Source organism: Streptomyces radiopugnans (genome assembly GCF_900110735.1).
Taxonomy (GTDB): domain Bacteria; phylum Actinomycetota; class Actinomycetes; order Streptomycetales; family Streptomycetaceae; genus Streptomyces; species Streptomyces radiopugnans.
On sequence record NZ_FOET01000004.1, the window covers coordinates 162,571 to 176,117 of the forward strand.

Sequence of the window (13,547 nt, forward strand, 5' to 3'; positions counted from 1 at the left end):
CCGACCCCGCGGCCCGTGGCCTCGTACCGCTGTCCACCGGGGCGACCAGTCAGGCAAGGAGCCGCCATGCCATCACCCGCCGTGCCGACCGAACCAAGGACCGGGCCGAGGACCGGGCCGAGATCGATCCTGCTGTGGACCGCCGTCGCCCTCCTCGGCGCGGTCGGCTGGGGCATGATGGCCCTGGCCCGGGGCGAGGAGATCTCCGCGATCTGGCTGGTGGTCGCCGCCCTGGGCTCGTACGCCATCGCCTACCGCTTCTACTCCCGCTTCATCGCCCGGCGCGTCCTCCAGCCCGACGACAGCCGTGCCACCCCGGCCGAGCGGCTCGAGGACGGCGTCGACTACCACCCCACCGACCGCCGTGTGCTGTTCGGCCACCACTTCGCCGCCATCGCGGGGGCCGGACCGCTGGTCGGCCCGGTGCTGGCGGCCCAGATGGGTTATCTGCCGAGCACCATCTGGATCGTCGTCGGCGTGATCTTCGCCGGGGCGGTCCAGGACATGGTGGTGCTGTTCCTCTCCATGCGCCGGGACGGCAAGAGCCTGGGCCAGATGGCGCGCGACGAGATCGGCAGGGTGGGCGGCGCCGCGGCGCTCATAGGCGTCTTCGCCATCATGATCATCCTGCTGAGCGTGCTCGCGCTGGTCGTGGTCAACGCCCTGGCCCACTCCCCGTGGGGCACCTTCTCGGTCGCCATGACCGTCCCCATCGCCCTGTTCATGGGCTTCTACCTGCGCTACCTGCGGCCGGGCCGGGTCGTGGAGACCAGTGCCATCGGGGTGGCCCTGCTGCTGCTGGCGATCCTCGGCGGCGGCTGGATCCAGGACTCGTCGCTGGCCGACACCTTCACCTGGAGCCCCACGACCCTGGTGTTCTGCCTGGTCGCCTACGGTTTCGTCGCCTCGGTGCTGCCGGTGTGGATGCTGCTGGCGCCCCGTGACTACCTGTCCACCTTCATGAAGGTGGGCACCATCGTGCTGCTGGCGGTCGGCGTGCTGGTCGCCGCGCCGACGCTGAAGACCGACGCGGTGACCCCCTTCGCCTCCTCGGGCGACGGCCCGGTCTTCGCCGGGTCGCTGTTCCCCTTCCTGTTCATCACCATCGCCTGCGGCGCCCTCTCCGGCTTCCACGCCCTGGTGGCCTCCGGCACCACGCCGAAGCTGATCCAGAAGGAGTCGCAGGTCCGGATGATCGGCTACGGCTCCATGCTGATGGAGTCCTTCGTGGCCGTCATGGCGCTGGTCGCCGCCTGCGTCATCGACCCGGGCCTGTACTACGCGATGAACGCCCCGGCGGGGATGCTGGGCACCACCGTGGAGAGCGCCTCCCAGGCGGTGGCGAACCTGGGCTTCAGCATCACCCCCGACCAGCTGGCCGCGGCGGCCAAGGCCGTCGAGGAGGAGACCCTGATCGCGCGCACCGGCGGCGCGCCCACCCTGGCCGTCGGTATGGCGGAGATCTTCTCCCAGGTGTTCGGCGGCGCCGGGATGAAGGCGTTCTGGTACCACTTCGCGATCATGTTCGAGGCGCTGTTCATCCTCACCACGGTGGACGCGGGCACCCGGGTCGGCCGCTTCATGCTCCAGGACATGCTGGGCAACGTCTGGAAGCCCATCGGCCGGGTCACCTGGAAGCCGGGCATCTGGATCACCAGCGCCCTCGTCGTCGGCGCCTGGGGCTACTTCCTCTACGTCGGTGTCACCGACCCGCTCGGCGGGATCAACCAGCTCTTCCCGCTGTTCGGCATCGCCAACCAGCTGCTCGCCGCGATCGCCCTCACCCTCGCCACCACCTTGCTGATCAAGGCCGGGAAACTGCGCTGGGCCTGGGTGACCGGCTTGCCGCTGGCGTGGGACGTGGCGGTCACCTTCACCGCGGGCTGGCAGAAGATCTTCTCCGACGACCCGAAGGTGGGCTTCTTCGCCAACCGCGAGCGCTTCTCCGAGGCCATCGACGCCGGCCAGGTGCTGGCTCCGGCCAAGAACATGGACGAGATGCACACGGTGGTGCTCAACCAGACCGTCGACGGCGTGATCATGGCCCTGTTCCTGGTGCTGGTCGCCACGGTGATCGTCAACGCGGCCGTGGTGTGCGTACGCGCCGTGCGGTCCGCGGAGCCGCTGCCGACCACCGAGGCGCCCTACGTCGAGTCCCGGATCGAGGTCCCGGCCTCGTGGTCGCCGGGCAGGGCGAAGGAGGGGGAGAAGGAGCCGGTGGGAGCGGGCGAGCGATGACGGGCGCACTGCTCGACAGGGCGGCCCGGCTGCTGCGGGGGGTGCGCTGGTACCTGCGCGAGTTCTCCGGTGAGGCGGACTACGAGCGCTTCCGCCTCAGGCACCTGCGCGAGCACCCGGGTGAGCCGGTCCCCTCCTGGCGCGACTACGAACGGCAGCGCGCCCGGCACCGGGAGGAGCACCCGCAGAGCCGCTGCTGCTGACCCCGGCGGACCGGCCGCGCGGCCGGCGGGGGTGCCGCGGCGTCCGCCCGGATACTGGTCCGTACGGCTCCTCCCGCACCGGGCGGGAGGAGCCGTCGGCCAGGAGGTGGTGCGGTGTCACGGCGTGCGACGGCGAAGTCCCTCACCCCCGCGCAGCGGCGGGCGGTCATGACGTCCGATCCCGCGACGGGAGAGCTGACGGGGAGTCCGGCGACGGGTGCCGCCCTGCGGGACAGGGGCCTGGCGGTGGCGTACGGCCGGGCGGGCAGGTACTACCTGACCGAGGCGGGGCGGGCGGTGCGCGAGGGGTTGCGCGAGGAGCCGCGCGGGGGGCCGGATCCCGGCGTGCCGGAGCCGGAGCCGGCGCCCGATCGGGCCGGGCGGACCGGAGCCGCCGGGCCGGCCGGTTCCGGGGCGTTCGCCGCGGCGACCGGGGACGGGCCGCCGGCAGTGGAGGACCCCGGGCGGCGCGCCGCCGCCGTGGCCCGCGCCTGGGCCGGTGTGCTGGAGATACGCCGCGTCACCGACGGTTCCGCCGGGCCCGGTCCGGGCGTCCCGGCGCCCTGGGAACGGACGCGGATGGTCTGGGCGGTCTCCCTGGCCCTGGAGGCCGCGGGCGTACCGCCGTCGGCGGTCGACGAGGGCGGGCGCCGCACCCGGGCGGGGTACCGCGTCCTCGGCTCCGGCGAGCCGGGCGCGGTCCGCGTGGAGTGGCGGGGCCCCGCCGCCTCCGCCGGCCGCGAGCGCGCCGAACGGGAACTGAGGACGTGCGCGGAGCACCTGGCCGGGTGCGGCTGGGAGGCGCTGCTGTACTGGGGGGCCCGCCGTACCCCCTTCCTGCTGGTCACACCCGGCGCTCCGTGAGCGGTCACCGCACCGGGGCGGTGACCGGGTCCCCGTGGCCGGTGAACGCGTCGGCGCGGACGTTGGGGGTGGGGCTGCCGGTCACCCGGTAGCGGCCGTTGGGCACGTCGTCGGAGACGGTGACGCGGACGGTGAGCGGGCCGGCCCACTCGTACCCCTTCTTCTCCCCGTGGCGCGCCAGGCTGTCCGCCAGCAGCTGGCCTATCTGCCCGCCGCGCCGCGCCAGCTTCTCGTACACGGCGGTGGAGAGTTCGACCTCGTAGGCGTTGGGGACCACCACACGGCTGTGGCTGCACACGACGGTGTGCGCGTCGCACTCGCTCCGCAGGGCGTCGAGGATCTCGACCGGTTCCCTGCGGAGCATCCTCGCCAGCAGCGAGTGCTCCCAGCTCTCGACCTTGCGTTCCCATCGGCTCAGTGTTCCCATGACGGATCGCGTGCCCGGGGTGAATCGTCGCATGCGCCCGCAAACGTCCGGGGTCCTCCCGGAGGCACCTTCGTGCCCGTGCGTCCGGCTCGCCCGGAACCCTGGCCGCGGCACGGAACAAGGCCGCCGCTTCGCGGGAAGCGGCGGCCTTGTTCCGGCACGGATCGTCCGGCGGTCGGGCCGGCCGGCTCGTACCGGGACGCGGGGCGGGCCCGGCGGGGCTCCGCTCCTGCGGTGGCCGGATCTCATGCTGCGTGCCGGTCCTCCCGCGGGGCGGTGGAGCGCTCCGGCTTGTGCGCCGGGAGGTCCGGTACGGCCCGCAGATGGCGTTCGCGGGCCGGTTCGGCCGCGGGCTCCGGGTCGGCCTCGCCCAGCATGCGTTCCTCGTACCGCCCGAGGGCGAGCATCACGCACAGCAGCAGAGGGGGTATGACGAAGGCTGTGACAGCCACGGGAACTCCTTTGAGGGGGAAGGACTTGCCTCTGTTCCGCGTTGCCTCCCTCACCGGGCGGAAACCCCCGAAACGCCCCCTTCGGGGTGTTCGGGTGATCCGCCGCCCGCCGTCACAGCCATCCGTTGCGGCGGAAGGCCCGGTACAGCAGTCCCGCGGCGGCGGCCATCACGCCCACGGCCAGCGGATAGCCGAACTCCCAGCCCAGTTCCGGCATGTGCTCGAAGTTCATGCCGTACAGGCCGGCGACCATGGTGGGGATCGCGAGGATCGCCGCCCATGCCGATATGCGGCGCATGTCGTCGTTCTGCCAGGTGCCCACCCTGGCCAGATGGGCGTCGAGCGCGGAGTTGAGCAACTCGTCCAGGGACCGGACCTCGGTGTCGGTGCGGTGCAGGTGGTCGGCCACGTCGCGGAAGTACGGAAGCACCCCCTGCGGCCACTGCGACCGCGGCCCGGCGGCGAACTCCCGCACCACCGGGACCAGGGGCCCGACGGCGTCGCGGAACTCCAGGACCTCCCGCTTGAGCGAGTAGATCTCCTCGGTGAGGTCGTCGCGGGAGGGGGAGAAGACGCAGCGCTCCAGCCGGGTCAGATCGGCGCGCACCTTGCCCGCGGCGTCGCTGTAGGCGTCCACCACCACGTCCAGGACGGCGTGCAGGACCGAGACCGGGCCGAAGCGCAGCGTCGCCGGATCGGCGGCCAGCCGGCGGGCGGCCTCGGCGGCCGGGTCGGCCGGCCCGTGCCGGACGGTCATCACGAAGCGGGGCCCGAGGAAGACCATCACCTCCCCCGTCTCCACCTCCGAGTCCTCCTCGACGTACCACAGCGTCCTCAGCGCCACCGCCAGCACGTCGCCGTACCGCTCGCGCTTGGGACGCTGGCGCGCGTGGACGGCGTCCTCCACCGCCAGCGGGTGCAGTCCCAGCCCGGCCGTCAGGTCGGCCACCTCGCGCTCGGCGGGAGAGTCCAGGCGCACCCAGCCGAACTCCCCCTCGCCCAGCTCCCGCAGGTGCTTGAGCACCGTCCGCCCCGCCTCCTCGGGCCGCTCGCGGCCGACCCGCCGGGCCGTTCCGTCCTCTTCCCGGTAAACCACGCACTCCATGCCGTACGGATGCTTCACCGGGCCGGTTCCATGCGTGGCCGTCCCGGAGCGCCGGCGGCCGCGGGGCGTACCGGGCGACGGCCCGTTGTCGGTGCCCTCCCCTAGGATCGGCGGTGCGTCATCCGTGCCACCGCGAACCATCCGGAGCCCCCCGTGCAGCACCATCCCGGCCGGCCGGACGGCCTGTTCCCCCTGGAGGACCTGCTGCCACCGGAGACGGACCGCCTCTCGGCGGACACCGCCTCGTTCCGGGACTCCCCGGCGGCCGCCCGTATGCTCGACGTACGGGAGATCCACGCGGAGCCGGAGGCCGCCGCGTCGGCCCGGGGGCGGGAGATCATCGCCCGCTTCCCCCGCGCCCGGGTGGTCGAGGTCCCCTCGCACTGGCGTATCCCCGGGCTGCACGGCGACCGGGGCAGCGCGGCCCGGTGGGTGCGGGTGAAGACCGAGACGCTGGTCCTGGGGGTCCGCAAGACCTTCACCGTGCGCCCCAACGGCCGGTCGGCCGACTGGATCGCCCCGGGGCCCTCCAACGGCTGCGCCATGGCCTGCGCGTACTGCTACGTCCCCCGCCGCAAGGGCTACGCCAACCCGATCACGGTCTTCACCAACACCGACCGGATCATCGACCGGCTCGGCCGGCACGTCGCCGCCCAGGGCCGCAAACCCGCCCCCAACCAGTGCGACCCCGACGCGTGGGTGTACGACATCGGCGAGAACGGCGACTGCTCGGTGGACGCGCTGGTCTGCGACAGCACAGCCGACCTGGTCGCCGCCTTCCGGCGGTGGCCGACGGCCAAGGCCTCCTTCGCGACCAAGTTCGTCAACCCGGACCTGCTCGCGTACGACCCGCGCGGCCGCACCAGGATCCGCCTCTCCCTGATGCCGACCGAGGACTCGCGGCTGCTGGACATCCGCACCAGCCCGGTCGCCGAGCGGATCTCCGCCGCGGGCGACTTCCTGGAGGCGGGATACGAGGTGCACTTCAACCTCTCGCCGGTCGTCGTACGCCCGGGCTGGGAGGAGGCGTGGGCCGGTCTGCTGCGGGAGCTCGACGACGTCCTGCCGCCGGCGGTCAAGGCACAGGCCGCGGCCGAGGTGATCATGCTGACCCACAACCGGGGTCTGCACGAGGTGAACCTGGGCTGGCACCCGCGGGCCGAGGAGGTGCTGTGGCGGCCGGAACTCCAGGAGACCAAGGTCTCGGAGGGCGGCAGCCGGAACGTCCGCTACCGCAGCGGCGCCAAGGGGGCGGCCGTGGACCGCCTGCGCGAGCTGATCGCGGCGCACGCGCCCTGGCTGCGCGTGCGCTACGCGTTCTGACCGTTTTCGGGCGCTTCAGGGTATTTCGGAGTACTTCTTGATGCTTCGAGGCGCTTCGGGGTCGGCGGCGCCTCTCATTTCCGCCCTGCCGGCGCCGGCAGCCCCATCGGGTTGGGGAACCGCAGCGCCGCGGCGGCGGCGCGGGCCACAGGGGTGAGCAGCCGGCGCAGCCGCTCCCCCGTCGCCGCGTCCAGCCCCTGCCAGGGGCGCGCGGCGGCGCGGTCGGTCGCCTCCTCGACGGCGCGGTGGGCCAGCCGTCCCTCCGGCGTCGCCCTGCCGCCGGGATCCAGCAGGCCGCGAGCGGCCAGCCGGCGCCCGGCGGCCCGCCACTCGTCGTCGCTCCAGCCCCGGTAGGGCTGGAGTTCGCCGCGGGGGAGGTCGATGCCCGCCCGCAGGACGAGGATCTCGCAGCCGTCGAATCCCGCGGCGACCAGGGCGGCGACATGGCCGTCGCCGCGGTGCTCGCGCAGTACGGTCGCCGCGTGCCACAGGCGTTCCAGAGGGTCCGCCGGAACGGGCAACGCCCGGTTGGCGGCCGCCAGCACCCGCCCGGCGCAGTCCAGGTCCCGGACCACGGGCAGCAGCAGGGCGGCGGCCTCCTCCGCCTGCCGGCCGTGCCCGGCCAGCAGGCGCCGCAGTGCCGCGCCGGCTCCGGCCCGGCGCGCCTCCAGGGCGCGCCCGGGCGTCGCCACCGCCCAGAGGCCGGGCAGGGCCCGGGCGACCATGGCCGGGGCGAAGCCGAAGAACGCGGCCGTGACCGGCTCCGGCCCGGTCTCCCCCAGCGGCGCGGCACGTCCGGCGAAGTAGCCGCGCCAGAAGCCTCGCAGCCCCGCGTCCTCGAAGGCGTCCCGGGCCTCCGGCGCGAAGTAGGTCACCGCGTGGACCGGTTCGAGCAGGGTCCACAGTGCGCGTGCGGCGCCTGACGGGTCGTCCACGTCCTCCCCTCCCCTGTGACGGGTCACCGGTTGTCCCTTCCCCTGGCAGGGCTGGTTCATCCATCGCCGGAATGCGCTGTTCCGCCCTGTCCCGCGGGGATCCTGAGGCGATGTCACGGTTGCCCGCCCCGGGCGCCCCGCCTCCGGAAGAACGTCGGCACTCGCGTGATCGAACGTCTGGTCAGGTCACATGATCGTGGCTACGCTCCTGCGTGGCCACCGGCTCCCGTTGGCCACCGCGGCCCCGTCCTGCTCGGGCGCCGGCTCGAACACGTACCCGAACACCTGAACACCTGCGAGGAAGAGGAATCGGCGGACGCCGGGGCGTCCCCCGCTTCAACGCGCGTCGACCGGCGTCGTCACCCGACCGCCCGGCCGGCCGGACCATCCCCTCGGCCGGACCCCACCGGTCCGCCGCGGGAGTTCGATCAGCGACTCGTGCCGGCTTCGACCGCCGGCGCCCGGGAGGCTGTGTGAGGCACGACAGCGGCAGGAACGAGAAGACCGGCGGGAGAGCTCCGGACGAAGGGATGGAGGCGGTGTTCACGGAAGTGGACGCGATCCGCCGGGAACTGCCGGACCGCTCCTCGTTCCGCGACAGGGACACGCTCAAGATCCTGGCCGAACGGATCGAGGGGTCCCCGGAACTGTCCCGCAGGCCCGTGGTGCGGGCCTTCCTGGAGGACATCGGCTCCTTCACCCCCGGCGACCGGCTGGACGCCGTCAAGGGCCACATCAACGGCCGCCGCGACAACCACCTCTTCTCGCTCTTCGACGCCTCCTACTTCCCGAAGCTGTCGCTGGACTACCTCACCTACGAGGAGCTGCCCGCCGATCCCCACCTGGCCCAGCGCTACGCCAGCCCGACGGCCCCGGTCGTCATCACCGGGCGGTCGCAGGGCTTCACCTCGCGCGTGGTGGTGGCGCTCTTCCCGGAGAACCACATCGACGGCCTCCAGCGGCCGGACGACCTGATCTTCTACTTCATCGACAAGTTCGTCGAACGGCACAACCGCATCACGCGGAAGATGATCGACGCGGTGATGGCCGAGGGCAGCTTCCCGCGCATCCAGGGCGCGCCGGACGAGCGGATCCGGCAGGCCTCGTCCTGGTGGGTGCGGCTGCACGAATACCACCACCGGCAGGGCGACATGCCCATCCCCGAGTTCCTCCCGGCCAAGAAGTACAAGCCGCTGGCGGGCCTGGAGGAGCTGCGCGTGGACGTCTCCGCCATGCTGGCCCTGCTGAACGACCGCGCGCTGCCGCGCGAGGAGGCGCACACCGCCTACGAGTACATCCTGGCGGAACGGCTGCTGCGCTACGCCGTGGAGGGCATCCCGCGCCCCAACTACGACGCGGTGGCGTCCCAGCTCCTCTTCGGCTACCTCGGCGAGCACGGCGGCATCCGCGTCAGGGACGGCGTGATCGAGCTCGGTGCGGCGGTCCCCACGGTCCTGGCCGAGTTCCTCGGCGAGATCCAGCGCATCGAGGCCGGGATCCACCGGGATCCGGTGGAGGCCGTCCGCAAGCGGCTGCTGGAGTTCACCAACCGGTACACCGACTACGACCCGGTGGCCCGGGACTACCGGTACGTGCCGTTCTTCGCCGAGGTGAAGGAGCGGCTGGGCGTCTAGGCCCCTCCCCCGGCCCGGCCGCGTCCGACGGCAGGCCCCGCCATGAGCCCCCGCGGTGGGATTCCGCGCCGTCCGTGTCCGAACGCCCTCTTCAGCGCACCACCCGTACACCACCAGTCGGACCCCCTGGAGTGATCTCGTGACCATTGCCCCGGAGTTCTCGCCCGCCGACCGCAGCACGCTCGACGAGCGGGTCGAGGAGGAGATCGACAAGGCGCGCCTGCGGCGTGCGGACAACGGCTTCTTCGGCACCGCGCGGAGCGTCGAGGCCGTCAGCCCCCAGGCCGGGCTCGCCGTCGCCGAGTGGTGGCGCGCGATGACCAAGGGCTTCATGTTCACCACCCTGGCCGGGCTGGGGGTGATGGCCCGCTCCTTCGCGGGCGGCAACCCCTCCCGCGAGGTCCTGGGCGCCTTCCAGACGGTGTACCAGGTCATTGGCGACGACCTGGACAACGCCGCCCCGGAGTTCCGGGCGGTGGCGCCGCGCGGGCCGGCCGGCATCCACTACGTGTGGTGGGAGGACACCGTCATCGCCCCGCTGCTGCCGCACGTCTCCGAGGAGGAGCGGCGGGCCGCCGCCGAACTCCCCGCCCCCGTGCGGGACCTGCTGGAGAACATGGACCGCCTGGCGGCCTCGCCGCTGGGCGCGGCGGTGCAGCTGCGGGTCGTGGAGACCATCGCCCTGGACATCGCGGTGGGCTTCCGCCGCATGTACGCGAAGGTCCTGGCCGACGGCGGGCGGATCTTCACCGAGAAGGACCAGTTCGCCTGGATCGACGCCCACATCAAGGCGGAGACCGTCCACGCCCAGCAGGTCAGCGACGACGAGACCGGTATGACGAGCCTGGTCGACGACGACACTCGGGCGGCCGAGTTCGTGGAGCTGGTCGCCGAGTACGCGGGCAACTGGTCCCGCGCGCTGGAGTGCTTCGGGGACCGCCTGGCCCGGGAGGCCTGAGCGGAACGACGAGGGACAGCGCGCCGTGCCGGCCCTCCCGGGCGGGAGGGCCGGCACGGCGCCCGGCAGCAGCCAACCGTCCGGCCCGGGGAGTGGTGCATGGAGATCGTGGACAGATACGGCCTGTCGCTCGCCCTGATCGAGCCGCACGAACTGGCCGCCGAGCCCTGGACCGCGGCGGCCGGGCGGGGCGCGGGTGCGGATGCCGACGCGGGCGTGGACGTGGTCAGGATGGAGCGCCCGCCCGCCGCGCTGTGGGGCGAACTGGCCGGCCGGGGCTTCCTGCGCAAGCCCGCCACCCTCACCTGGGTGGCCGAACTGGGCTCCGGCGAGGAGGAGTTCCTGGCCCGGCTGGACACCAAGGCGCGACAGGACGTGCGGCGCGCCAGGCGCCGGGCCGAGGCGGCCGGGCTGCGCGAGGTGGTCGAGGAACCGGTGTCGGAGCGGACCCTGGAGGCGTTCCTCGCCCTGTACGAGGAGCGTGTGGCGCGGATGCGCTTCGGCGTCCCCTTCGCCCTCGGGTACCGGGACGCCGTACTGCGCGGACCGCAGAAGTTCTGCGGGGTCTTCGCGTACGCCGGGGACGAGCTGGTCGGCGGCTGCCTGGTGCTGGAGCTGCCCGAGAGGGACGCCGCGGTGGTGCGCTTCTCCGCGGTCAGCGCCGAGTGGCGCAGGCACAGTCTGGCCCGCGCCCTGTACTTCTCCGCGATGCGGGTAGCGCGGGCCAAGGGCTACGCCCGGGTGACGCTGGGGAACGAGCCGAACCTGCTGGGCCACCTCACCCAGCCGGGCCTGTTCCACTTCAAGACCGGTATGGGCTTCACAGCCGTCCCCTCCCAGGAGTTCGGCGACCCGGACGGCCACGACGAGGCGGACCTGGTGCTCTCCCTGCGCACTCTGGGCGATCCCACCCTCGTCCTGGCCTACTCCGGCCCCGGCGCGGACCCGGAGCGTCCGCTGGCGGCGCACCTGATCAGCGACTCCCCGGTGTCCACCGCGCCGTACCGGGCGCCGTTCCTGGCCGCGGTGACCCGGTCCGCCCCCCGCTCCGGGAGGCGGACCGGTGCCTGAGCCGATGCCGCTAGGCCACGGGGACGGCGCGGGCGGCCATGCGGTCCGGGTCTCCGCCGAGCACGGACCGGCGCACCAGTGCGTTGATCTCGTGCGGCGTGCCCAGCGGTATCTCTCCCGCCTCGTCCAGGCGGCGCGTCTGCTCGTCGGTGAGCGCGATGTCGAGCGCCGCGAGGTAGTCCTCGAGCTGGGCGGTGCTGCGCGGGCCGATGACGGGGACGAGCGCGGTGGTGGAGCGTGCGGCGCGGGCGCGCAGCCAGGCGAGCGCGATCCGGGCCGGCGCGGTGCCCGCCTCGCCCGCCACCTCCCGTACGGCGTCGACGACGGCCGCGATCCGGTCGGTGTTGTTCCGGGGGTGGCGGCGGTTCTCGTCGCTGACCCAGCCGGCCTCGGTGCGGCGGTACTTGCCGGTCAGCAGTCCGCCGCCCAGCGGCGACCACAGGGCCGCCCCGAGACCGAGCCCCTCGGCCATGGGGAGCAGTTCGCGCTCGGCGGTGCGGTTGAGCAGGTTGTACTCGGTCTGGATGCCGATGACGGGCGACCAGCCGCGCAGTTCGGCGATGGTGACGGCGCGGGAGGTGCGCCAGGCGGGGAAGTTCGACAGCCCGGCGTAGAGGATCTTGCCGCTGCGCACCAGGTGGTCGACGGCGGCCAGGATCTCCTCGGTGGGGGTGAGGGTGTCGGGGAAGTGCGCCCAGTACAGGTCGATGTGGTCGGTGTTCAGGCGGCGCAGGCTGCCCTCGACCGAGCGGATCATGTTCTTGCGGCTGTTGCCGGTGTCGGAGATCCCCGGACTCCGGGAGTCCCCGCCGCTGTACTTCGAGGCCACGACGAAGTGGTCGCGGTCGGCGGCCAGGAACTCGCCCAGCAGGCGTTCGGCCTGGCCGAAGTGGTAGCAGTCGGCGGTGTCGATCAGGGTGCCGCCGGCCTCGGCGAATCGCTCGAAGATCCTGCGGGCCTCCTCCCGCTCGGCGCCGTCGCCCCGTCTGCTCCACATCAGGTCGGCGCCGTCGGGGTTGCTGCCGTAGGCGGCGCCGAAGTTGGCGGTGCCCAGGGCGAACTCCGAGACCCGCAGCCCCGTGTTCCGTCCGAAGGTCGTGTAGCGCATGGCTCTCCCGGTGCTCGGTGTCGTACGGCCGGTGCTCCGGCCGGCGGCGGCCGGAGCGGGGTTCGGCGGTCCGCCGTCAGGCGGAGGGGCCCTCCTGGACCTTCCGCTCCACCCAGTCGTAGACGCCGGCCAGCACCTGCCGGTGCTGTTCCGCGCCCAGGACGCTCAGAAAACCGGGAACGGGATTGACCTCGAGAATCATGTAACCGCCCTCATGGGGAAGTACGTCCAGTCCCGAGAGGGTCATTCCCAGGGCCCGGGTGGCACGGATCGACAGGTCGACCAGTTCGTCCGGCGCATCGATCCGCTCGAAACTCGCGCCCTCCAGCGTCTTGCAGCGCCAGGAGCCGACGGGCGGGAGCTTGAGCATGTTTATCGGCGTGACATCCCCTGCCACGCTGATACGGTACTCACCGCCCTCGGTCGGATAGTACGGCTGACACAGAACGGTGGAGAAACGCGTCAGCAGATCCTCTGCCACCTCTTTCTGCGCACCGAAATCGTGGATTCGCTCGACATCCTGCCCCCGATATCCGTAGGAGGGCTTGAGGATGATGTCGCCCCATTCCTCGAAGGCTTTCTCCACATCCGCGAGCGAAACCGCGGAGCGAATCGGCGGAACGGGCAGCCCGGCGGCGGCGAGCTTCTGCGCCATGAGGAACTTGCTGTAGCCCGTCAGCCATACGTCCACCGGGTCGAAGACCCTCGGACCTGGGACGTTGCTCAGCATGGCCAGCCGCTCGACCCGGTCTCGCCAGTCGTCCCCGTAGAGCTTCGAACGGTTTATCACCGCGTCGAACGAACCGGCCGGCTCCCCCTTCAGCGTGAGTTCGACCCCTTCGGGGCCGGGGTGGTACGCGATCTCCTCGAGCGTGAAGAAGGAGGTCTCGTGACCGCGCTCCCGCCCGTATTCCACCAGACTCGTTCCGTCGGGGTCGATCCCGGAATAGTCCCACCCGAGCAGGCCAATTTTCACGGTGCCTCCAGAAGCGCTCTCGTGCGCTACAGACAGTGTCGGACGCACGGCGCAGCCTGACTCCGCCACTTCTCATTTGTCAAGGCATCAAATCCCCTACCACAGGGAAAGACCGTTGCTCCCCGATGGGCCGCCATGCCCGCTCCTGTCGCTTTTGCGACACGTTTACGTGGATTACACGGCCGCCGAACAGGATGTTATTCGGAGGGGGTACCGCGACCCCCTCCCCGTCCTCTAGGCTCGGCGGCCGGAT

The 13,547-nt window shown here is 72.4% G+C and carries 13 protein-coding genes; 7 read left to right on the plus strand and 6 right to left on the minus strand.

The genetic code is table 11. From position 1 onward, the window contains the following. The first annotated feature begins 66 nt into the window (after window positions 1-66). The 3 genes from BMY40_RS10900 to BMY40_RS29055 all read left to right on the plus strand — a co-directional run bounded on the left by BMY40_RS10900 (window position 67) and on the right by BMY40_RS29055 (window position 3,305). Window positions 67-2,238, plus strand: coding sequence for a carbon starvation CstA family protein (locus BMY40_RS10900; RefSeq protein WP_093658119.1), 2,172 nt, complete (start codon window positions 67-69; stop codon window positions 2,236-2,238). Further along, complete coding sequence (locus tag BMY40_RS10905) at window positions 2,235-2,441, plus strand: YbdD/YjiX family protein (protein ID WP_093658121.1); 207 nt, start codon at window positions 2,235-2,237, stop codon at window positions 2,439-2,441. Before BMY40_RS10900 ends, BMY40_RS10905 begins: the two co-directional genes overlap by 4 nt. A 114-nt stretch (window positions 2,442-2,555) precedes the next feature. Further along, on the plus strand, window positions 2,556-3,305 hold the full coding sequence (locus BMY40_RS29055; protein ID WP_342745070.1) for a hypothetical protein: 750 nt from the start codon (window positions 2,556-2,558) through the stop codon (window positions 3,303-3,305). Window positions 3,306-3,309: 4 nt separating this feature from the next. Here BMY40_RS29055 and BMY40_RS10915 read toward each other — a convergent pair whose 3' ends face one another. The 3 genes from BMY40_RS10915 to BMY40_RS10925 all read right to left on the minus strand — a co-directional run bounded on the left by BMY40_RS10915 (window position 3,310) and on the right by BMY40_RS10925 (window position 5,307). Then, window positions 3,310-3,732 (minus strand): DUF3662 domain-containing protein, encoded by a 423-nt coding sequence (locus tag BMY40_RS10915; RefSeq protein WP_093658123.1) that lies wholly within the window; start codon window positions 3,730-3,732, stop codon window positions 3,310-3,312. Window positions 3,733-3,977: 245 nt separating this feature from the next. Further along, window positions 3,978-4,184 (minus strand): hypothetical protein, encoded by a 207-nt coding sequence (locus BMY40_RS10920; RefSeq protein ID WP_093658125.1) that lies wholly within the window; start codon window positions 4,182-4,184, stop codon window positions 3,978-3,980. Between the two features lie 112 nt (window positions 4,185-4,296). Beyond that, entirely contained in the window at window positions 4,297-5,307 is a 1,011-nt protein-coding gene (locus BMY40_RS10925; protein ID WP_245770002.1) for a magnesium and cobalt transport protein CorA, read from the minus strand. Window positions 5,308-5,490: 183 nt separating this feature from the next. Here BMY40_RS10925 and BMY40_RS10930 point away from each other — a divergent pair, with 183 nt between their 5' ends. After that, the gene (locus tag BMY40_RS10930; protein ID WP_245770030.1) at window positions 5,491-6,612 is read left to right on the plus strand and encodes a spore photoproduct lyase family protein; all 1,122 of its coding nucleotides are present in this window, start codon (window positions 5,491-5,493) and stop codon (window positions 6,610-6,612) included. A 74-nt stretch (window positions 6,613-6,686) separates the two neighbouring features. Here the strand turns inward: BMY40_RS10930 and BMY40_RS10935 are convergent, their stop codons facing one another. Then, window positions 6,687-7,547, minus strand: coding sequence for an SCO6745 family protein (locus BMY40_RS10935; RefSeq protein ID WP_093658127.1), 861 nt, complete (start codon window positions 7,545-7,547; stop codon window positions 6,687-6,689). A gap of 473 nt (window positions 7,548-8,020) precedes the next feature. Here BMY40_RS10935 and BMY40_RS10940 point away from each other — a divergent pair, with 473 nt between their 5' ends. The 3 genes from BMY40_RS10940 to BMY40_RS10950 all read left to right on the plus strand — a co-directional run bounded on the left by BMY40_RS10940 (window position 8,021) and on the right by BMY40_RS10950 (window position 11,210). Beyond that, entirely contained in the window at window positions 8,021-9,181 is a 1,161-nt protein-coding gene (locus tag BMY40_RS10940) for a DUF6421 family protein (RefSeq protein ID WP_245770003.1), read from the plus strand. Window positions 9,182-9,320: 139 nt separating this feature from the next. Beyond that, the gene (locus BMY40_RS10945; protein WP_093658131.1) at window positions 9,321-10,139 is read left to right on the plus strand and encodes a DUF6202 family protein; all 819 of its coding nucleotides are present in this window, start codon (window positions 9,321-9,323) and stop codon (window positions 10,137-10,139) included. Window positions 10,140-10,238: 99 nt separating this feature from the next. After that, on the plus strand, window positions 10,239-11,210 hold the full coding sequence (locus BMY40_RS10950; protein WP_093658133.1) for a GNAT family N-acetyltransferase: 972 nt from the start codon (window positions 10,239-10,241) through the stop codon (window positions 11,208-11,210). Between the two features lie 10 nt (window positions 11,211-11,220). Here BMY40_RS10950 and BMY40_RS10955 read toward each other — a convergent pair whose 3' ends face one another. Next, complete coding sequence (locus tag BMY40_RS10955; RefSeq protein ID WP_093658135.1) at window positions 11,221-12,318, minus strand: aldo/keto reductase; 1,098 nt, start codon at window positions 12,316-12,318, stop codon at window positions 11,221-11,223. A 76-nt stretch (window positions 12,319-12,394) separates the two neighbouring features. Beyond that, window positions 12,395-13,294 (minus strand): ATP-grasp domain-containing protein, encoded by a 900-nt coding sequence (locus tag BMY40_RS10960; protein WP_093658137.1) that lies wholly within the window; start codon window positions 13,292-13,294, stop codon window positions 12,395-12,397. Between the last annotated feature and the right edge of the window lie 253 nt (window positions 13,295-13,547).